This window comes from Caproiciproducens lactatisolvens (assembly GCF_052443335.1).
In the GTDB taxonomy this organism is placed as follows: Bacteria; Bacillota; Clostridia; order Oscillospirales; family Acutalibacteraceae; genus Caproiciproducens.
This window is the reverse complement of record NZ_CP195750.1, coordinates 779,259-799,102: the sequence shown is the minus strand read 5'-3', so window position 1 is coordinate 799,102 and position 19,844 is coordinate 779,259. Positions and strand designations below refer to the sequence as shown.

The window sequence follows — 19,844 nt, the reverse complement described above, 5'->3', positions numbered from 1 at the left end:
GGTTCAAAAAAGACCAAGTTTTTTCACATATTGTACAGTTAATTTTGCAATCCGCTGAACTGTTTTGTGCAAACCGGCACACTTAGTAACAAATAATCAACAGCAGCGCAAATGCAGAAACCGCCGCCGCCGCAACCCGGATGATCTTCCGCGTCTTCCCGATCCCGAATTTCTGGTAACGTTCATACCGGGTAAAAACCAGCGGACATACAAAAACGGCAATCCCCATGCCGAATAAAGGCAGGTAAGTCCACCGGGCAGCGGGTTGAAACGTGAACAGCAGAAGATTTGCGATGACGAAAACCAAAAGCACCATATAAAACGGTGTGCGGAAGCGGGTATCGTAATCCACAAACTGCCTGGTCTTATGAAAGCATTCCTCGCTGCAGCAGGGCAGCTCATGCTCCGCCTCCGGATTGATGATATATTTCCTGCAAAGCGTCGGCTTCCCGCAGTACAGGCAGGGCTCCTCCCCTATCTTTCTGGTAGCGCGCGCTTTTTCCCTCTGCTTTCTCGCCTCCTGCGCTTTTGCTGCTTCCCGGCTTTCCGCGCGCTTTTTGGCTTCCGATTTCATCCGGCACCCCTTCCTATTCCGCGGAATACTCCGCCAGCAGTTGTTTCACTTCCTCAATGGTATTGCTGTCGAGCACCCGCTCTTTCAGTCCGGCGAGCTTACCCAGATCGTACCGGCGGATCAGATATTTGATTCTGCCCACCTGTTTGGGCACGACGCTGAACTCGTCCAGACCCATTGCCAGCAGCAGCGGCGTCAGCCGTGCATCCGAGGCGACCTCGCCGCACATACCGACGGAAATCCCCGCGCTGTGCGCGCTGCGGATCACCGTATCAATGGAGCGCAGCACCGAAAGATTACAAGGGTCGTACAGGTGCTGGACGCGCTCGTTCATCCGGTCGGTCGCCGTGGTGTACTGGATCAGGTCGTTTGTCCCAATCGAGAAAAATGCAGCTTCCCTTGCCAGCTTGTCGCTGATGAGAACCGAGGCCGGTGTTTCAATCATGATGCCGATGGGAATGGTTTCCGTAAAAACAGTCCCTTCGGCACGGAGCTGATCCTTTGCCTTTTTCACCATTCCTTTTGCCTGACGCAGTTCTTCCAGTGTCACGATCATCGGGAACATGATCTTGACATTTCCATATGCCGAGGCGCGCAAAATGGCTCGCAGCTGCGTCAGAAAAACCTCTTCGCGGTCCAGACAGATCCGGATCGCGCGGTAACCCAGAAACGGATTGCTTTCCTTCGGAATGTCCATATAATCCAGCTGCTTGTCACCGCCGATATCCAGCGTGCGGATAATCACTTCTTTTCCCTTCGCGTTCTCCGCAATGCTTCTGTAGGTCTGGAACTGCAGCTCTTCATCCGGATAATCGTGCTGGTTCATAAAAAGAAATTCGGTGCGGAAAAGGCCCACGCCATCACACTGCTCCGCGCGGAAATTTTTCAGGCTTTCGGCGTCTCCGGAATTCATGCACACCGCCACCGGATGGCCGTCCGCCGTGACGGCGGGCTCCCCCGCCATGGCGGCGTAAAGCTTTTTTTGTTCGTCAAGGCAGGCTTTGTCCTTCCTGAAAGAGCAGGCAAAAGCCTCGTCGGGTTCCAGAATCCCGTAGCCGCAGTCGCCGTCCACAAAGATATTTTGGCCGGAACGGGCCTCCCGCATAATGCCGGCCGCGCCTACGACAGCCGGGATCCCCAGCGTTTTGGCCAGAATCACCACATGGGAGGTGATCCCGCCCTTTTCGGTAATGAAGCCCCTCAGGAAGCGCTTGTCAACCCGGATGGTGTCCTCCGGGGAAAGGTCCTCCGCCACCAGGATGAAGGGCTCCCGCATATTCCGCATTTCCTGCCCGCCGTCGGCAACGCCGTTCAGGCGGCGGACGATCTCATCGCAGACGTTGCGGATATCGTTCGCACGCTCCTGCATATACGCGTCGGGCATGGCGGCAAATTTTTTGCTGATTTTCTCCTTTTCCTGCTCAATCGCGTAATCGATTCCTATCTGTTCCTCCCATACGGTCTGAATCGGATTTTTAAACAGAAAATCGTCCTCAACGATCGTGCGGTACGCCTTAAAAATACCGGCTGTTTTTTCCCCGTCCTCAGCCAGGGTGGTACGGTACAGCCTTTCCAGCTCTTCGGCGTACTCACGACGCACCTTTCTGAAGCGCTCTATTTCCTGTTCACAGTCCTCCACCGCCTTTTTCTCCAGTGTCAGCTTCTTCCTGTGCAGAACCAAGGTCTGCGACAGGTCGCGTCCTCCCGCTCCCGCAAGGCCGGTAAATTTTTTCATTTCCGCAATGCTCCTTGTCATTTTGATAGATTTGTTTAATGCCGTTGATATGATTGGGGTCGCTGAAATAGCGGTAAATGCTTTCCAGCACCGCCCAATGGGAATAAGAGTCCTTCGTCGCAAGCCCGACCAGAATCCCGGCGGTTCTTCCGTCGGGGCATTCCAGCCCTTTTGGGGCAAGCGTGATACAGACGTCTATTTTCGGATTTGCATCTCCCTGTAAAGGAAAATGGACCAGTACCACGTCCCCCTGAATACGGTAGGTCTGCAGCTTTTTGTTCTGCATCAGATTGTACATTCTCTGTGCAAGACGCTGACCGGCCGCCCCCTGCCGCAGCACCTTGCTGCAGCTGTGGAGAGTCTGTTCCAGATCCGCCGTTTCCGGGAGCAGCAAAAACCGGTTCTGTTCAATTTTTTCATAAAAGATATCGCTCTTGGCGCGCGGCCGTTTACCGCGTTCTTTTTCCTCAAAATAACGGAAAAGGTCAAGGTACAGCTTGTCATCCTGCACCTTTCCGTCCACGCTGCCCTTGACCCGGTTGATAATTTCGCAGATCATGTCGTCGTAACGGGCGACGGAGCGGTCCCCGCGCAGGATTTCCATGATCCGGCGCTGCGTGTTTTCCGTAATGATGGGGCCGGTTTCCACGATTTTACTGTAGGAAAAGTTTTTGCCCAGCGGCACCAGAGAAACCACCAGCGCGTAGTCCCCCAGCATCCATTCGCGCAGCTTGCTCTGGCTGATGACGCGGTAATCCAGCGAAAGGCCGAACACATCCTGCAGCTGTTCCCGCAGCAGGACCGCCACGGCCATGTTTTCGGCACCGACAATCAGCACGCCCTTGCTGTCCGCGTTTTCCTTGACCAGATATTTTTCGCTGAGGTTGCTGACAAAATAGACGCACAGATACGCCAGCTCATCCTCCGAAATCCCCCCCTCCGGAAGATCCATCTTGGCCTCCTGCACGGCTTTGCGGGTAAAGTCAAACACAAACGGGTACATGGTCTTGATATCCTTGACCAGCGGGTTTTTATCGGGGATTCCGTATTTGATGCGGTAATACATGGGGCGGATGTGATGGCTGAGCTGCCTCTGCAGCCGTTCGCGGTTCGGAAAGGAGAGGCAGGCGATGCGCTCAAAGCTCAGCACCAGCTCCTCCGCAAATTCCGCAATAAAGGTATCCTCCTGCTCCTGGGACAGAAAGTCCGTTGTCTGGATACCGAGAAACAAAGTGGTTATGTAATAGGTTTCCTGCATGGCGACTTCCACTCCGTGAACGCGCAGCTTCTGGAGGCTGAACTCCACGGAACGGAAGGAAAGGCTTTTCATCAGGGCAAGCTGTTCGTCGCTGCTCAGCTGGATGATATTCCCCTTGCGGCTGCGTATCCAGGAAACCTGAATCATCATTCTGATTAATTCGATATTTGCCAGAATATAATCGCCGTGAATATCCGTCTCGTACTGTTTGATCAGGCAGCGGCACAGCTCGCCGAAGTCGATTTCATTGTGGTAGAGGCACACAAGGTTTTTCTGCAGAAACTGATGGATATACGTCTGGCAGCCGGGACTGGACAGCATTTGAAACTGTTCCCCCAGCATTTTCCGGATGGTCATTTCTTCACCAGAAATCAGATAACCGGATTTAATGGTACTGTTCAGGGTCAGGCCCCATCCTTCCAGCACGGCGCGCACTTCCCTGATATCGCTGAGAACGGTGTTTTTGCTGACCCCAAACAGCTCCATCAGGCAATTGATGGTAATGTTGGTGCTGGAAAGCGAAATATGGACCACTTCCATTGCGCGCCGCTCTTCCACCGAAAAGAAATAGGTCGTACTTTCCCGCAGCCGCTGGTCCAGAGCCGACGCGTCCGGCACTTCCGCAAGGATGGTCCGCCCGGAAATGACTACCTTTCCCAGTCCGTAGTACTTTAACCAATCATTGATTTTTTCCAGATCGTAATACATGGTGCGTTTGCCTACGCCCAGCTTTTCCAGAAATTTTTCGGGTGCAACACCTTGTTTCGTCGTCAGCAGGACGCGTAAAATATAAATCTGCCTGCTCTTAAGTTCCATTTGTGCCTCCCGTCTTCCGGCCTCAGTCGGAAAGATTTTGTAAAAAATGAATGACCTGCGGGCCCGCCGTCTGCTCATCCGTACCATTTACTTGTACCACAAGTTTTGTTCCCTGATACACTCCTCCGCTCAAAATACTTAAAATACTTTTTGCATTGATTTCTTCGGTGCCCTTTTTCAGAATGATGTCGCTTTTGATATTTTTGCAAAATTCCACCAATTCCGACGCCGGACGCGCATGAAGCCCCGTTTTATTATTGATGACGATCTCTTTCTGATACATTGTTTTCTCCTTCCAAGGCTCTGCCTTTTTGTAAGTTTATTAGTTTAAACATTTTATTGCATGTATCTTAACATATATTGTTCATATTGACTATTACCAAAAGCATTCATGGCGAAAAGCGCGATTTGTGCAAAGAATTGTTTCGGTTACTGTTTCCCATACAGTTTTTTGCGCAGTCACGTGCTTCCGTGTCCCGCAGAACGAAGAAAAACTTTTTCCAATCAAAAAAGCCATCGCCCGAAAGCGACAGCTTTTTATAACAACGGAGAAATTTCTGAAGGGATTTCAGTGAAAAAGAAACGTCAGACCACAATCAGTTCATTTTCCTTAGCCATATAGCGGGTCAGGACAAACAGCGCGCACAGCAGACCGCCATCCGCTATGGAGCTGCTCTCAAGCGCATATCCCTGAAAGGGACGGTACCCCGACAAAGTCCCCACCGTCTGATTCTGCCGGTTGTAAATCCGGCAGGAGCCGTCCCGTTCCATACGGATTGTCACGCCGGACTGTCCGGGGTCTTTTATCTGAATATTCAGGCGCTCCGCCCGCGGCAGCTTATAGGGAAAATGCCGCATATCTTTCGCGCCCGAGGAGACTTCATAGCCTATGGCGGCTGTTATCACCGGTTCCGTTTCTCTGGAGCCGCGGCAGACGATATACCGGCGGGAAGCAGGTTCGTCAGCGGATGCGGAAGAAGCTTCCGACCCGATAATGTCGGTGTAGTACAAAATTCCGTGATGATTGGCCGCGATTACTTTTTGAGGGCTGAAAGGGCGGCTCCTGATCTGATAGAGCGGTTGGCCGGAAGGATCACAGGCCACCATTTTAAACAAGCGGTTTTTCAGGATTAATTTCACCACAATACCCTCTTTCCCCATGTATCCACAAAGAAATGTGCGCACGGGCAGACAATTGTAAAATAATATTATGCTATAAACTTTATATCATAAATCCAATGATTGCAAGGGCAGGGGAAGATATGATCCCGAAAAGATGGGAAGATCGTTCCGGCCGTCAGCCGAAAAAAGCGCTGCCAAGGCCGCAGGGAGGCTGTGCCGCCTGAATTCCGCCGCCCCGGGACACGGAAAAACTGCCGGAGTTCTGACCCCGGCAGTTTTTATAAGGACGCGGACGGATTCTGTTTGGGTTATCGCTTCATAGACGCGATCAGGCTGTCGGCAAGGGCGTCCATTTCCGGCAGGTTATCCTCGTTCATGGCGGAATTCAGCGTCAGCTTCTCATCCAGCACGTTGATATCCTTCATCTCATTTTCGAGGAATTCACGCATCAGGGTCCCGGACTTGCACGCCCAGGAGCCGTTTTCCACAATCGCGACGGTACGTTTCTGAAGATTGAGCGCCTTCATATCCATCAGGAAATTGTGCATCGGCGGGTAAATCCCCAGATTGTAGGTAACGGAGGCCAGCACAATATGACTGAGGCGGAAGGCTTCCGAAATCAGGTAGGACACATGGGTTTTGGACACGTCGTACATCACGACATTGGTCATGCCTTTTTCCGCCAGCCTGGTCGCGAGTGCCCCCGCGGCGCTTTCGGTATTTCCGTACATGGTGGCGTAAACAATCATGATGCCCTGTTCTTCCGGCTCGTAACTGCTCCAGTGAGCGTATTTATCGAGAAAATATCCCAGATCGGTGCGCCAGACCGGCCCGTGCAGCGGACAGATGATCTTGATGTCGATCCCGCCCGCCTTTTTCAGAAGCGCCTGCACGTGCGGCCCGTACTTTCCGACAATGTTGGTGTAGTATCTGCGGGCGTCGTCGATCCAGTCGCGGTCGAAATTCACCTCGTCGTTAAAGAGCTTTCCGTCCAGAGCGCCGAAGGAACCAAAGGCGTCCGCGGAGAAAAGCACTCCGTTGGTCGTGTCGAAGGTCACCATTGCCTCCGGCCAGTGCACCATCGGCGCGGACACGAAGGTCACCACATGTTTCCCGAAGGATTTTGTGTCGCCCTCCTTCACTTCCTCCATGCGGCCGTCGATATGGAAACCGAACTGACGCATAAGCATGAAAGCTTTTTCCGTGCTGATAATTTTTGCCTTGGGGTAGCGCAGCAGGATTTCCTCTATGGACGCACCGTGGTCGGGCTCCATGTGGTTGATAACCAGATAATCGAGCGGCCTTCCCTCCAGAAGGTACTCCACATTCTCCAAAAACTGGCGGCAGGCCGACCAGTCCACCGTATCGAACAGAACCGCCTGCTTATCCAGAAGCAGGTACGAGTTGTAGGAAACGCCGCGCGGAATCGGATGAATATTCTCAAAAAGGGCAAGCCGGCGGTCGTTGCCTCCGACCCAATAAAGATTTTCCGTTACTTTTCTGACACAATGCATGATTCAATCCTCCTTGATACGAAATCATTGTTTTCCGGCTTCCATACCGGGTCAGACCTCAATAAACTGGTCTTTTTCCTCACCGCACTCCGGGCAGATCCATTCTTCCGGGAGCGCGTCGAACAGGGTGCCGGGACGGATATCGTTTTCCGGGTCGCCCACCGCGGGGTCATATTCGTAACCGCAGCCGTTGCAGACATAGGTGTGCCAGGAGGGCTTTACTTTCTTCACAACGGCCCGTTTCATTTTCTTCATGGGAGGCGCGGGCTTTTTGGCCTCCCCGTTGTCCAGCGCGGCGGTGAGCAGCGGGAGGATTTCCAGCACGTCGCCCACAATGCCGTAGTCGCAGTTTTTGAAAATTGGCGCGTTGGGGTTGTTGTTGATGGCAACAATGGTGGTGGCGTCCTTGATGCCTTTCAGATGCTGGCCCGCTCCGGAAATACCGCAGGCTATGTACAGATTGCCGTTGAATTTCTGGCCCGACATTCCCACATAGCGGTTCAGCGGCACATATTTCAGCGTTTCCGCCACCGGACGGGAGGAACCGAGCGCCGCGCCGGACTGAACGGCAAGGGCCCTGACCAATGCCATATTTTCCTTTTCCCCGATGCCCTTTCCGGCGCTGACCACCCGCTCCGCCTGGGTGATGGGAGTGTCGATGTCGATGCCGACGGTAAAGTCGTAGCCGTCCGCTTTCAGAGCCTCCACCAGTGCGTTCACCCGCTCTCCGGCGGCGCCCTCCTTGAGGATCATCTTCTTGCGCACGCCGGTAACGGGTCCATGCTGGGCACCGGACGGAACCGCGTCCTTTGGCATTTTTCCGATAATGTGCGAAGCGATGACCACCCTCTGAATCTCGTTGGTGCCTTCATAAATGGTGCAGATTTTGGCGTCGCGGTAGGCGCGCTCCACTTCCATGCCCTTGAGGTATCCGTTGCCGCCGAAAATCTGAAGGGCATCGTTGACGATTTCCAGACAGACATCGGAAGCATACTGTTTTGCCATGGCGGACTCCATGCCGTAAGGCTCGTGATTTTCCTTCAGCTCGGCGGCGCTGTAGACCAGAAAACGGGCCGCGCGAAGCTTGGTCGCCATATCCGCCAGCTTAAAGGAGATGATCTGCTGCTGACAGATGGGCCTGCCGAACTGGACGCGCTCCTTGGAATACTCCAGCGCGCTTTCGTAGGCGCCCTGCGCAATGCCCAGCGCCTGCGCGGCGATCCCGATTCGGCCGCCGTCCAGCGTGGACATGGCGATTTTGAAGCCCTCGCCCTCTTTTCCGAGAAGATTTTCACAGGGGACCTTCACGTCGTTGAAAATCAGCTCCGCGGTGGAGGAGGAACGGATGCCCATTTTGTCGTAGTGGTCGCCGAAGGTGAAGCCTTCCCAGCCCTTTTCCACAATGAACGCGCTGATTCCGTGCGTGCCGATGTCCGGAGTGGTGACGGCAAACACCACATAGGTATCCGCCTTGTCGGCGTTGGTGATAAAAATCTTGCCGCCGTTCAAAACGTAATGGTCGCCGTCCAACACGGCGGTGGTTTCCGTTCCGCTCGCGTCGCTGCCCGCGTTCTGCTCGGTCAGGCCGAAAGCGCCCAGCTTTTCGCCTTTGGCCAGCGGAATCAGGTATTTCTGTTTCTGTTCTTCCGTGCCGTAGGCAAAGATCGGCCAGGACCCGAGCGAGGTGTGCGCGGAGAGGATGACGCCGGTTCCGCCGTCCACCCGGGCCAGCTCCTCCACGGCAACGGCATAGCTGACCATGTCCAGCCCCGCGCCGCCGTACTCCTTCGGGTAGGGGATTCCCATCAGCCCCATTTGCCCCATTTTTGTCACAATGTCCGCGGGAAATTCATTCTCCTTGTCCAGCAGGAACGCCAGCGGCTTCACCTCCGCCTCGGCAAACTCCCGGACCTTCGCACGGAGAGCCTCGTGGTCTTCCGTTGTTTTAAAAGACATATTGATTCCTCCCTTTAATAACCAGTTATATTTCATTTTATGAATTCCATAAGAAATTTATAAAACAGAATCGTAAGGAAACGCGGCAGACCGGGAAAACCGGCCTCCGCTCAGCAATATACTTGATAAATCTTATCCAGTTTGGCCGCAAAAAAACACCGGCTATGCCGAAATATTTTCAATCCGCCTGAAACAGCATCTGGTGAAGACTGACCGCACGCAGCTCCGCGTCCAGAATGCCCTGAATCCGGGAAAGCTGCCGATGAACCGTACAGGGAGCGCTGCATTTCTGCTGCCACGCGCACTGAAACCCGGGCTGCATACAAGCGCTGATGAGCTTTTCCGCATCCATCACTTCCGTCAGGTCGTAGAGGCTCACCTTTTTCAGATCCGCCGCCAGCCGGCAACCGCCGCCCGCACCGCGGGTGATTTGAACCAAGCCGGCCCGTTCCAGCTTTTTGAGAATTTTATATACAAACTGCTGCGGCAGCAGTTCCCGCCGGCAGATATCCCCGGCCGTAAGCTGTTCCCCGTGGGACACCGCGCGCAGAATGCGCAGCGCATAATCCGTTTCCCTTGTAATCAGCAGATAAAACCCCTCCGCTCCATAAAATGGAAGTTTTTATTTATTAAAACCAGTGTATCATTCTGGATAAAGTTTGTCAAGTTTATAACCAATATTTTCTGCAATTCTCCAATAAAATTGTGCCTTCCTTCCAAAAGCCGTCCGTATCGGTTTTGTACCGCCCGAAAATAAAATATCGATTTTCATCGTCGGAATATTGCATCTCTCCCTTCATCATACTATCATAGAGACAGCACAGTCCGATTTTATTTTAGGAGGAATCTTTTTTGAAAAAATGCCTGATTGTTTACGACTCCTACCATCACGGCAACACGGCAAAGATCGCCTCCGCTATGGCGGAGACTGCCGGTGCAGAACTCTGCAAAGCGGACGGAATCAAAAATAAAAATCTTTCGGATTATGACATGATCGGATTCGGCGCGGGTATCGCCTACGGAAAACATTACAGCGGGCTGATGGAGGCCGTGGAGGAGCTCAGCCTGAACGGCAAACCGGTCTTCGTGTTTTCTACGAGCGGAATGGGAAATACCGCAAGCCACAGCGCTCTGAGTGATCTGCTGAAAAAGAAGGGCGCTGTCATCGCCGGGGACTTTGCCTGCAAGGGATTTGACACCTACGGGCCGTTCAAGCTCGTCGGGGGCATTTCCAAAGGGCATCCCAACGACGCCGACCTGGAGGCCGCCAATCAATTTATCCTGGAAATGGTAAAATAAAACCGCCTGCCGCTTCGGATTGCCGAAGAACGGCAGACGGGCCGGGGCAATCTTACCGATTGCCCCGGCCCGCTGTTTTGTGTGGGGATATTATTCAGAAAAAAGCGGGGTGGATAAATACCTTTCCCCGGTATCCGGCAAAAGCGCCACGATCGTTTTTCCGGCGTTCTCCGGCCGCTTTGCCAGCTCGGCGGCCGCCCACAGCGCCGCCCCGGAAGAGATACCCGCGAGCAGGCCCTCCGTTTTGGAAAGCTCCCTGCCGGTCCGGAAGGCGTCTTCATTTTTCACCTTGATGATTTCGTCATACACCGCCGTATTGAGTACCTTCGGCACAAAGCCCGCGCCGATTCCCTGAATTTTATGCGGTCCGGCCTTGCCCTCGGAAAGGACCGGAGAATCGAACGGCTCCACCGCAATGACCTTGACGCCGGGATTTTGGGATTTCAGATATTCCCCGACGCCTGTGATCGTTCCGCCGGTGCCGATCCCCGCGACAAAGAAATCTACCTTGCCCTCGGTGTCCTCCCAGATTTCCGGACCGGTGGTCTCCCTGTGTATCTTCGGATTGGCGGGATTGACAAACTGGCCGGCAATAAAGGAGTTCGGAATCTCTTTGGTAAGCTCATCCGCTTTATCGATTGCTCCCCTCATGCCCTTGCTGCCATCCGTCAGCACAAGCTCCGCCCCGTAAGCCTTTAAAAGGTTCCGGCGCTCCATGCTCATGGTTTCCGGCATGGTGAGAATCACCCGGTATCCCCTGGCGGCCGCGACGGAAGCAAGGCCAATACCGGTATTGCCGCTGGTCGGTTCAATAATAACGGAATCCGGCTTTAAAAGTCCCTTTTCCTCCGCGTCGTCGATCATGGCTTTGGCAATTCTGTCCTTTACGCTCCCCGCAGGATTGAAATACTCCAGCTTTGCAACAACCGCGGCTTTCAGGTCATGCTTCTTTTCAAAGTTCGACAGCTCCAGCAAAGGTGTTTTTCCGATCAAATCGGTCAGACTATGATAAATCTTCGACATTTACAGGAAACCTCCGTTCAAATTTAATGATTTACAGCATTTCCAGTTGATTCTGCAACAAGATTACGTTTTTCCCCCGCCTTCGGCGGGGGAAAAACGTGCTTTGTCTCTCAAACCGAAATGAAATTGCTGTAGATATGCAAATTTTCATATATGTTTAATATATAAAAATATTTTAACCTGAACAAATCCGCTTGTCAAGGCCGGCAGAGAGATTGCAAGTGGGATTTCCCGGCGCGGGCTATTGACACAACCCTTGTTTTCGATTATTATTTAATACATATAATATTACTATGATTTGGAGAATGTGATGAAAATTTTTACAAGGGCCTGTTCGCCCGTTCTCATCACCGGCCCCGGACAAAACGGGCGCTGCCGCCGGAACCTGAAATTTTTCATACACGGAGGGATTGCGCGAATGCGCGGGCAGATAGCCGCACCCGGTTATCTGCTTAGGATACGCATTTCTCTCTAATATGATTCAGACAGGAGACGGAAATATGGATTTTACCACACTTTGTATACACGGAAGCTCCGACCGGTACGACTATACCGGCGCCGTGAGCGTGCCTATTTTTCAGTCGGCCACCTTTGCGCACCCCATGGTCGGCCAAAGCACGGGCTACGACTACTCACGGCTGCAGAATCCCACAAGGGAGCATCTTGAAAAAACGGTAGCGGCGCTGGAAGGCGGCGCTGGCGCCAAGGCTTTTTCCAGCGGAATGGCCGCCATCGCGACCCTCATGGAGCTTTTTTCGCCCGGCGACCACATCATCGCGTCCGACGACCTCTACGGCGGCTCCCACCGCTACTTTCACAAAATATCCATCAAGAACGGCCTTACCTTCGACTTTGTGAACACCTCCGATCCCGCTTTGATCGAGTCCCGCATCAGGCCGGAAACCAAAGCCGTGTTTATCGAAACGCCCACCAATCCGATGATGCAGGTGACCGATATTGAAGCCGTTTCAAAAATCACCAAAGAGCGGAACCTGCTGCTCATTGTGGACAACACGTTTCTGACCCCGTATTTCCAGCAGCCGCTGAAGCTGGGGGCAGATATCGTCGTCCACAGCGGGACAAAATATCTTTGCGGGCACAACGACACCCTTGCCGGCTTTGTCATCACCGCCGATCAGCAGCTCTTTGACCGGCTGCAGGTTCTGAGCACGACCACCGGAGCGTGCCTTCCCCCGTTTGACAGCTGGCTTCTGATCCGCGGCATCAAGACGCTTGCCGTGCGCATGGAAAAGCAGCAGGAAAACGCGATGCGGCTCGCCGGGTGGCTGTGCGCACAGGAAAAAATCAAAGCGGTGCACTATGTCGGCCTGCCCGAAGACCCGGGGTATGCGATTTCAAAAAGGCAGTCCTCCGGATTCGGTGCAATGATCTCTTTTGAAGTGGACCGTGAGCAGACGGCAAAACAGCTTTTGGAGCGCGTCGGGCTGATCCAGTACGCGGAAAGTCTGGGCGGGGTGGAAACGCTGATTACCTATCCGATGCTGCAGACGCACGCCGACGTTCCCAAAGAAGAACGGGAAGCAAAGGGAATCAACGAGTGCCTGCTGCGTCTTTCCGTCGGGCTGGAAAGCGCGGAAGACCTGATCCGTGACCTGGAACAGGCATTGCGATAATCCGAAAAATCCGCGCCCCTCTTGACGAAATCCTTCTTTCAAGATATGATAAATAGGTATTATAAAAAATATGATCTTTATAAAGGAGAAACCCATGAGAATTTCTTCAAAAGGAAGGTACGGACTGGCCGCCATGATCACCATGGCGCAGAATTATACCACCAACGAATGTATTACGATTGTGAGCATATCGGAAAAGCTGGGAATTTCCAAAATTTATTTGGAGCAGGTGTTTTCCCTTTTAAAAAGGGCCGAGCTGGTGATAGCCGTCAAAGGAGCGCAGGGCGGGTACAAGCTTGCGATGCCTCCTCAGAAAATAAATGCATACGAAATCCTGCGGTCACTGGAGCAGTCCCTGTTCGAGAAAACGGAAGAGTCGGTGGAAAAGAAAGCCCCCGCAATGGAACAGGCCATGCAGCACTCCGTTTTTTCCGTCATCGACAACGCAATTGAAGCGGAGCTGAAAAGGATTTCCCTTTACGATATTGCGGATGACGTGGAAAAGAGGACGCAGGAAGGCGGATTCATGTTCTATATCTAAGGGGAGCCGGACCCGGAGGGATGTTTTTTGATACATCCCTCCGGGTTTTTTCTGATCTTGAGCCTCCGGCGGAACCTTTCCCGGCGGATTTTCTGAAACAGGGAGCCCCTCACCTTTGAAAGATTGAAAAGATTTCTCGAAATTTTCAAATCAACTTCACCATAAATACACATAATATGCCTATACTATAAACATCGCAAATACATTTGAATCCCCGGTCTTTGTTTGTGACGCGACGTCGGCGCAAGGGCCGGAAAATCAATTACAAGCCCCTCGGGTGAGGGTTTCAATATCTTTTTCATATTTCTCTTCTTTCTTAGAATACCGCCCGTAAAACGGCGGTATTTTTCTGTCTGCTCCCTATTGCCCTGTTCACATAGCCGGGGGTTCGTACAAAAAGGGACCGCCGCAAAACTTTCGTCTTGCAGCAGTCCCTTTGCCTTGGTCCTGCGGTCTGAGCCCGCTTCTAAAGAAGAAGGCTCCTTTTATGAAAAATACCGGTCAGGACTGTGCCTGTACCGCCGTCATGGCGACGACGCCGACAATATCCTGTGCCGAGCAGCCTCTGGACAGGTCGTTGACCGGCTTTGCGATTCCCTGCAGTACCGGGCCGAACGCTTTCGCTTTCCCCAGTCTCTGTACCAGCTTATACGCGATGTTGCCGCAGTTCAGGTCCGGGAAAACCAGAACGTTTGCCTGACCGGCTACGTTGCTTCCCTTCGCCTTGGACTGGCCGATGCTCGGCACCAGCGCCGCGTCCGCCTGCAGCTCCCCGTCGAGCGTAAGCTCCGGTGCTTTTTCCTTTGCCAGCTTCGTTGCTTCCGCCACTTTGTCTACCAGCTCGTCTTTGCCGCTTCCGTAAGAGGAGAAGGACAGCATGGCGACCTTCGGCTCCGCTCCGACCATATTTTTAAATGACTTTGCCGACGCAATCGCAATTTCGGAAAGCTCGTCCGCGTTGGGGTTAATATTCAGCGCACAGTCCGCGAAAACAAAGTTGCCCTCGCAGCCGTATTCGCAGTCGGGAACGGAAAGAACGAAAAAGCTGGAAACGAGCTTTACGCCCGGAGCGGTCTTAATGATCTGCAGAGCCGGACGGATCGTATCCGCCGTGGAGTGCGCCGCGCCGGAAACCATTCCGTCCGCATCGCCTTTTTTCACCATCATCACGGCCCAGAAAACGTTGTCCGCCATGATTTGCTCCGCCTTTTCCGGCGTGATGCCCTTTGCTTTTCTCAGCTCATAAAATGTATGAATATAGTCCTCGCGGCTGGTGGAAGTCAGAGGATTTACAAACTTTGCTTTTGAAAGGTCCAGCCCGCCGGCCTGTTCTTTTATCTTCGCTTCGTCGCCCACAAGAATCAAATTGGCGATTCCCTTTTCCAAAACCTCCGCGGCGGCCTGCAGGGTTCTCATATCGTTGCTCTCCGGCAGGACAATGGTCTTTTTCGTCTGTTTCGCTCTCTCAATAATACTCTCAATAAATTCCATGCTTATCACCTTTCTGCTGTTTTAATGATATCGACATTTTCACTATAACACTCACGTTTTAAGATTACAATCCCTTAATCCGTTGTTTTCATAAAACGCGTCGGCATTCTGTTACCAAGTCACAGACAAAATAAAAGAATCCGGTTATATTAATAAAAAAGAAAGGTGATCAAAGAATGTTCAAGACATTACTCAGAACAAAAACATATGATACCGTTTCCCCGAAAGAGGCTAAAAAAAGGCTGGAGGAAAATCCCGATCTTCTTCTGCTTGACGTCAGAACCCCCGAGGAATACAGGGAAATCCGTATTCCGGGAAGCAGGCTAATCCCTCTTAACGAGCTTGAGCAGGGAATCAAGAAGGCTGTGCCGGATAAAAGCCGGGAGATTCTGGTTTACTGCCTGAGCGGCGCGCGGGCTGCAGCCGCCTGCAGGCGGCTGTCCGCAATGGGATATACCCGCGTCGGCAATATGGGAGGAATCCGTTCCTGGCCGTATCAGACGGTAAGCGGCCGGTAAAATTTACGAAGGATGCTTTTGCAGGATTTACTGATTATCCGGATTTCGGCAGACTGACTGTAAAGGTAGTTCCCCTGTCAACCTCGCTCACGACTTCCATGGTTCCCCGGTGGGCTTCCACAATGGCCTTCGTGATCGTAAGTCCAAGGCCCAGGCCGCCGGTCAGCCTGTTGCGCGACCGGTCCGCCCTGTAAAACCGTTCAAAGATGTACGGCAGGTCCTCCGGCGGAATCCCCTTCCCGCTGTCGCTGACGATCAGTTCGGTACTGTGCTCCGCCGTGCGCACGCGCACCCGTACCTGTCCGCCCTCCGGGGTATATTTGAGCGCGTTGGAAACAAGATTGGTGACGACCTGGCTGATTTTATCCCGGTCGGCGCGAAGGATTTCCTCCTCCCCCTCAAAGGAGAGCGCGACGCCCTTTTTGCGGAACTCCGATTCAAAATTATGCAGAATGTGCCGGATCAGATCGGATACGTCAAATTCGGAAAGCGAAAGGGATGCGTTTTCCGCCTCATACCGTTCCAGCTTTTCCAGGTCGCCGACCAAGCGATTCAGCCGGATGATTTCTTCATGGCAGCTTTCCAGCCGGGCCTCATCCGGCTCCCAGATCCCGTCGAGCATTGCCTCCATGGAGCTTTGCAGGTTCGCAAGGGGCGTCCTCAGCTCATGCGCGACGTCGGCGGTCATCCGCTTCCTTAAATCCTGCTGCTTCTCCAGTGAGTCCGCCAGATAGTTGATGGTATCCGTCAGGCGCGCCATTTCCCTCGTTCCGGAGCTTTCCGTGATTCTCTGCCGAAAATTCCCCTTTGCGATCTGCCCCGCGGCACGGATGGATTTGGAGATCGGCCCACTCACCCGCTTTGCCATAAAGGTCCCCAGAATCAGCGCCATGACAAGCGACAAAATACCCACCGCAACCAGGATGGTGTTGACGCTGTTCAGGAAAGCGATGTCGTTATCCGTAAAATAATAAGGGCCGTAATACCCCAGCTCGACGTGCCCGACTTCCTTTGCGCCGGCCTTGACGGAATACGTCTTCTGCTCATACCCGCCCTTGAAGCCGGGATAGCGGCTGTTCATATTTTCGGACATATGGGTCAGCATCTGTACGCAGAGGCCGTTATTGTGGACCGTGGCGTCCCACACCGTTTTCCCTTCCGCGTTTTTCAGTCTGACAATGACTCCCTGTTCCAGGGCGTTCACGCCGATATTTTCAATGACGTTCGTATTCCAGCCGCCGTTCAGCCCGTTATACTGCTTTTCGATCATACTGACGATTTCGCTGTTCCTCTGCTCCCGCTGGTTGATGACATAGTCCTGAAAACGGTTCTGCAGCAGAACATTGATGCAGAAGCTGATAATCGCGACCATCAGAAGCGACATCACCGCATAGGAAAACGACAATTTGGATTTTAAACTGTATTTCAGCTCAATCGCCTCCGAACTTGTATCCGACTCCGTGAACCGTCAGAATATACTCCGGATTTCTGGTGTCCGTTTCGATCTTCTGGCGGATATTTTTAATATGGGTATCGATGACCCTGTCAAATCCGTTAAAATCGTCTCCGCTGACAATGGCGATCAGCTCTTCGCGGGTAAACACCTTGTTCGGGTGCCTTGCCAGCGCGCCGACGATTTTGAATTCATTGGGGGTCAGACCGGCCGGGCGGCCGCTCAGCATGACGTCGTAACCGTCCATATCCACGATCAGCTCTCCCCGGCGAAAAGAAAGGAGCGGGGACGAGTCGCCTTCCGTCCTGCGCAGAACCGCCTCCACCCGCGCCACAAGCTGGCGGGGACTGAACGGCTTGGTCACGTAATCGTCCGCGCCGATCTGCAGCCCGTGCAGGATGTCCTCCTCCTCCACTTTGGCAGTCAGCATGATGATGGGGACGTCGGACTTCTGCCGCAGCGTCCGGCAAATTTCCTCCCCCGTAGTGTCCGGGAGCATCCAGTCGAGAATCACAAGGGACGGCTTCTCCCTTTCAAAGCTTTCATGGGCTTCTTTTCCGCTGAAAACACCGCGCACGGCGTATCCGCTTTTTTCAAGATAGGACGTCACGACCTCCACAATTTTCGGCTCGTCGTCCACAACCAAAATCCGCTTTCTGTTCCGGTTCAATCCGTTTCCGCCTCCAATGACAAAAGCCCCTTTCTCAAAAGGAGCCTGCCGTTTTGATTATTATACCATATTTTCCTGCCGATTCTGAAAGCGGCGTATTATTTTCGTGGCCGGTCGTTGGTCTGACGGTTCATTTTACAGCAGTCGGGCACCCCGCCGCCGAACTGCTTCTGGTTTTCCTTTGCCATGCGGTCCAAAGATCGTTTGACGGAAGCTTTCATTCGTCTAAAAATTTTCAGCATTCAAATTTCCTCTTTCACAAAATTATCCGCAGCAGCCGGAGCCGCCGCCCGCGGGAACATAGTTCTGCACCTCGGCTTTGATCGCATTCAGGTCCGCCTTGCCGAGGTCGTCGACCACCTTTACGTAGCCATGGAGCATTCCCATTCCGCACTGGAAAGTAAAATCCTCCTCGGGCGTGATCGGCGGCGTTTCCTTATCCGTGCTCAGATTCAGCTGACCGCCGTATTCCGGAAAAACCATGATGCTGTTACAGGAATTCAGGCTGCCGGTATCAAATTTGATCTTCGCCGGAATCCCCTTTTGAAGAACGACCACCGCGGGCGTGTAGCCCTGATCGTCCACCTTAACCGTTACTTCCTGCTCCTTGCCGCTGATTTTTGCAACGCCGATGCTGTCCGTGGGGACCCCGCCGTCCGCGAATCTCGCCGGGGTGTTGCCGCAGCACCCGCCCGCCGCAGCCGCGCCGCCCGCGGAAAGGTCGGACTCCTGTGCAACCTCCTGCCCGGTGATATTGCCGAGATCGTCGACGACCGTAATATTGCTCCGGATCATCCCCATCCAGCAGGTATAGGTGATTTTCCCGGTCTCCTGCGGGGTAAAATCGATCTCGTTATCGCCCGGTTCCAGCGTTCTGGTAATATTGTACTGCGGAATCGTGATGGTCCGGTTGCAGCCGTTCAGCGAGTCCGCTTCGGCCTTGATCGTCCATTTTACCGGGACGCCCTTCTGTACGACAAGCGGGCTGTAGCTGCCGGGCTGCAGCGTTGTCGATACAGTCTGCACATTGTTTTCGATTCGGGCAATATTGTCGCCCCCGGCCGCCGCCGCGGAAACGCCGGGAAAACCGATCCCCGACAGGGCAAAGCCCCGGTTGAGCATCACGACGCCCAGAAGCATCACCAGAACGGCGCTGGCCTTCATCATTTTATGGGTGAATTTACTGCTCAGGAAAGAGCTGAGCGCACCGAAGCTGAACATCAGCGGCACGGTGCCGAGGCTGAAAACGAACATGGAGGCCGCTCCGGCCAGAACGCTCCCCGTACCCAGCGCGTAAATCTGCATCGCCTGCAGAGGGCCGCAGGGCATCAGCCCATTCAGAAGCCCCACATAGAACGGCCCGTGCTTCCCCTGATTGCGGTAAATTTTGCTGCCGAAAAATTTTGGCATCCGAGGGACAAATTTACGCAGCCACGGAAACAGGTCGAGCATATTCAGGCCCATAATCACCATAAAAATGCCGGAAAGAATCGCGACGATCCCCTTCGCCGTCCCCGAAAAGCTGACGACGGAGCCCAAACCGCCGACGATGCCGCCCACAATCGTGTAGGAAAGGACCCGGCCCGCGTTGTACATCAGGCTTGGCTTCAGCTTTGACCATTTGCCCGTATCGTTTTCCCCGTACCGGTAGGACACGCACTGCGAAAGATTGATTCCGCCGCACATCGCCACACAGTGCAGGGAGGTAATCAGTCCGACCACAAACAGAATTCCGTATCCCATATTCTGGGAGACCTCGGGAATAAAATTCAGGCCGACCGTATTTTGAACGATCAGATAGCCCGCGAAAAGAAGCAGGCCGACACCGATGAGCTGACTGACGAATTTTTTGTCCGCCGTCCCGCCCGCCTGTTCCTTCGCGGCGCTTTCTTTTTTTGCGCTCCGAAGGTTTTTATCGTCTGTTACATGATAATCCAGCTCTTCAATCGCGGCAATAATTTTCTCAAGGCGAATGATTTCCGGGTCGTAAACGACGGTCGCCGTCCCGCTGCCGTAGCTTGCGGACACCTTTTCCACCCCGGAAAGCCCGCTGAGTGTACTTTCAATTTTCAGGGCACAGTTCGCGCAGGTCATGCCCTCTATTTTCAGTGTTTTCTGTGCAAGCTTCCGTTCCATACCATTTCTCCCGTCCGAAGATGATTGTAGCTGCATCCTACCAGCCCGCTGTGAAGATTTTATGAAGATCAAGAAGAAATTCTCCGCAGGGTTCCAGCCCTGAC

18 protein-coding genes are annotated in these 19,844 nt (G+C 53.3%); 4 read left to right on the top strand and 14 right to left on the bottom strand.

Features of this window, described 5'->3' with window-relative positions; all coding sequences use genetic code 11:
- Positions 1–82 precede the first annotated feature (82 nt).
- The 8 genes from ACRQV7_RS03855 to ACRQV7_RS03820 all read right to left on the bottom strand — a co-directional run bounded on the left by ACRQV7_RS03855 (position 83) and on the right by ACRQV7_RS03820 (position 9,558).
- Entirely contained in the window at positions 83–574 is a 492-nt protein-coding gene (locus tag ACRQV7_RS03855; RefSeq protein WP_275713141.1) for a hypothetical protein, read from the bottom strand.
- A 13-nt stretch (positions 575–587) separates the two neighbouring features.
- Positions 588–2,309, bottom strand: coding sequence for a phosphoenolpyruvate--protein phosphotransferase (ptsP, locus tag ACRQV7_RS03850; protein WP_444659527.1), 1,722 nt, complete (start codon positions 2,307–2,309; stop codon positions 588–590).
- Positions 2,200–4,383 (bottom strand): BglG family transcription antiterminator, encoded by a 2,184-nt coding sequence (locus ACRQV7_RS03845; RefSeq protein WP_444659526.1) that lies wholly within the window; start codon positions 4,381–4,383, stop codon positions 2,200–2,202. The genes ptsP and ACRQV7_RS03845 overlap by 110 nt, the downstream gene beginning before the upstream one ends.
- Positions 4,384–4,405: 22 nt before the next feature.
- Entirely contained in the window at positions 4,406–4,666 is a 261-nt protein-coding gene (locus ACRQV7_RS03840) for an HPr family phosphocarrier protein (protein WP_275713147.1), read from the bottom strand.
- 302 nt (positions 4,667–4,968) lie between these two features.
- Complete coding sequence (locus ACRQV7_RS03835; protein ID WP_444659525.1) at positions 4,969–5,526, bottom strand: hypothetical protein; 558 nt, start codon at positions 5,524–5,526, stop codon at positions 4,969–4,971.
- 287 nt (positions 5,527–5,813) lie between these two features.
- Positions 5,814–7,019 (bottom strand): FprA family A-type flavoprotein, encoded by a 1,206-nt coding sequence (locus ACRQV7_RS03830; protein ID WP_444659524.1) that lies wholly within the window; start codon positions 7,017–7,019, stop codon positions 5,814–5,816.
- 51 nt (positions 7,020–7,070) lie between these two features.
- Positions 7,071–8,975 (bottom strand): acyl-CoA dehydrogenase family protein, encoded by a 1,905-nt coding sequence (locus ACRQV7_RS03825; protein ID WP_444659522.1) that lies wholly within the window; start codon positions 8,973–8,975, stop codon positions 7,071–7,073.
- A gap of 178 nt (positions 8,976–9,153) precedes the next feature.
- Positions 9,154–9,558 carry an RrF2 family transcriptional regulator gene (locus ACRQV7_RS03820; protein ID WP_329494542.1) on the bottom strand — a complete coding sequence of 135 codons (405 nt, stop codon included), beginning with the start codon at positions 9,556–9,558 and terminating at the stop codon, positions 9,154–9,156.
- Between the two features lie 269 nt (positions 9,559–9,827).
- Between ACRQV7_RS03820 and ACRQV7_RS03815 the strand changes: the two genes are divergently transcribed.
- A complete protein-coding gene (locus ACRQV7_RS03815; RefSeq protein ID WP_444659521.1) occupies positions 9,828–10,274 on the top strand; it encodes a flavodoxin family protein in 447 nt (148 codons plus the stop codon).
- 90 nt (positions 10,275–10,364) lie between these two features.
- Here ACRQV7_RS03815 and cysK read toward each other — a convergent pair whose 3' ends face one another.
- Positions 10,365–11,297, bottom strand: coding sequence for a cysteine synthase A (gene cysK / locus ACRQV7_RS03810; RefSeq protein WP_444659520.1), 933 nt, complete (start codon positions 11,295–11,297; stop codon positions 10,365–10,367).
- A gap of 500 nt (positions 11,298–11,797) precedes the next feature.
- Between cysK and ACRQV7_RS03805 the strand changes: the two genes are divergently transcribed.
- Both ACRQV7_RS03805 and ACRQV7_RS03800 read left to right on the top strand, forming a co-directional pair.
- Positions 11,798–12,931 (top strand): trans-sulfuration enzyme family protein, encoded by a 1,134-nt coding sequence (locus ACRQV7_RS03805; protein ID WP_275713158.1) that lies wholly within the window; start codon positions 11,798–11,800, stop codon positions 12,929–12,931.
- A gap of 94 nt (positions 12,932–13,025) precedes the next feature.
- Positions 13,026–13,472 carry an RrF2 family transcriptional regulator gene (locus ACRQV7_RS03800; RefSeq protein WP_275713160.1) on the top strand — a complete coding sequence of 149 codons (447 nt, stop codon included), beginning with the start codon at positions 13,026–13,028 and terminating at the stop codon, positions 13,470–13,472.
- Between the two features lie 501 nt (positions 13,473–13,973).
- Here the strand turns inward: ACRQV7_RS03800 and pta are convergent.
- Positions 13,974–14,963 carry a phosphate acetyltransferase gene (pta, locus tag ACRQV7_RS03795; protein WP_444659519.1) on the bottom strand — a complete coding sequence of 330 codons (990 nt, stop codon included), beginning with the start codon at positions 14,961–14,963 and terminating at the stop codon, positions 13,974–13,976.
- Between the two features lie 176 nt (positions 14,964–15,139).
- Between pta and ACRQV7_RS03790 the strand changes: the two genes are divergently transcribed.
- The gene (locus ACRQV7_RS03790) at positions 15,140–15,481 is read left to right on the top strand and encodes a rhodanese-like domain-containing protein (protein WP_444659518.1); all 342 of its coding nucleotides are present in this window, start codon (positions 15,140–15,142) and stop codon (positions 15,479–15,481) included.
- 34 nt (positions 15,482–15,515) lie between these two features.
- Here ACRQV7_RS03790 and ACRQV7_RS03785 read toward each other — a convergent pair whose 3' ends face one another.
- From ACRQV7_RS03785 to ACRQV7_RS03770, 4 genes are all read right to left on the bottom strand, one after another.
- Entirely contained in the window at positions 15,516–16,865 is a 1,350-nt protein-coding gene (locus ACRQV7_RS03785) for a sensor histidine kinase (RefSeq protein ID WP_444659517.1), read from the bottom strand.
- A gap of 46 nt (positions 16,866–16,911) precedes the next feature.
- A complete protein-coding gene (locus tag ACRQV7_RS03780; RefSeq protein WP_444659516.1) occupies positions 16,912–17,604 on the bottom strand; it encodes a response regulator in 693 nt (230 codons plus the stop codon).
- Between the two features lie 98 nt (positions 17,605–17,702).
- On the bottom strand, positions 17,703–17,846 hold the full coding sequence (locus ACRQV7_RS03775) for an LDCC motif putative metal-binding protein (RefSeq protein ID WP_444644223.1): 144 nt from the start codon (positions 17,844–17,846) through the stop codon (positions 17,703–17,705).
- A 22-nt stretch (positions 17,847–17,868) separates the two neighbouring features.
- Entirely contained in the window at positions 17,869–19,740 is a 1,872-nt protein-coding gene (locus ACRQV7_RS03770) for an urease accessory protein UreH domain-containing protein (protein ID WP_444659515.1), read from the bottom strand.
- Positions 19,741–19,844: the final 104 nt, after the last annotated feature.

Bases quoted from the DNA above. Each gene is read 5' to 3' on its own strand.
- ACRQV7_RS03855 (WP_275713141.1), bottom strand. From the start codon at position 574: ATGAAATCGGAAGCCAAAAAGCGCGCGGAAAGCCGGGAAGCAGCAAAA.
- ptsP (WP_444659527.1), bottom strand. From the start codon at position 2,309: ATGAAAAAATTTACCGGCCTTGCGGGAGCGGGAGGACGCGACCTGTCG.
- ACRQV7_RS03845 (WP_444659526.1), bottom strand. From the start codon at position 4,383: ATGGAACTTAAGAGCAGGCAGATTTATATTTTACGCGTCCTGCTGACG.
- ACRQV7_RS03840 (WP_275713147.1), bottom strand. From the start codon at position 4,666: ATGTATCAGAAAGAGATCGTCATCAATAATAAAACGGGGCTTCATGCG.
- ACRQV7_RS03830 (WP_444659524.1), bottom strand. From the start codon at position 7,019: ATGCATTGTGTCAGAAAAGTAACGGAAAATCTTTATTGGGTCGGAGGC.
- ACRQV7_RS03825 (WP_444659522.1), bottom strand. From the start codon at position 8,975: ATGTCTTTTAAAACAACGGAAGACCACGAGGCTCTCCGTGCGAAGGTC.
- cysK (WP_444659520.1), bottom strand. From the start codon at position 11,297: ATGTCGAAGATTTATCATAGTCTGACCGATTTGATCGGAAAAACACCT.
- ACRQV7_RS03805 (WP_275713158.1), top strand. From the start codon at position 11,798: ATGGATTTTACCACACTTTGTATACACGGAAGCTCCGACCGGTACGAC.
- ACRQV7_RS03800 (WP_275713160.1), top strand. From the start codon at position 13,026: ATGAGAATTTCTTCAAAAGGAAGGTACGGACTGGCCGCCATGATCACC.
- pta (WP_444659519.1), bottom strand. From the start codon at position 14,963: ATGGAATTTATTGAGAGTATTATTGAGAGAGCGAAACAGACGAAAAAG.
- ACRQV7_RS03790 (WP_444659518.1), top strand. From the start codon at position 15,140: ATGTTCAAGACATTACTCAGAACAAAAACATATGATACCGTTTCCCCG.
- ACRQV7_RS03785 (WP_444659517.1), bottom strand. From the start codon at position 16,865: ATGTCGCTTCTGATGGTCGCGATTATCAGCTTCTGCATCAATGTTCTG.
- ACRQV7_RS03775 (WP_444644223.1), bottom strand. From the start codon at position 17,846: ATGCTGAAAATTTTTAGACGAATGAAAGCTTCCGTCAAACGATCTTTG.
- ACRQV7_RS03770 (WP_444659515.1), bottom strand. From the start codon at position 19,740: ATGGAACGGAAGCTTGCACAGAAAACACTGAAAATAGAGGGCATGACC.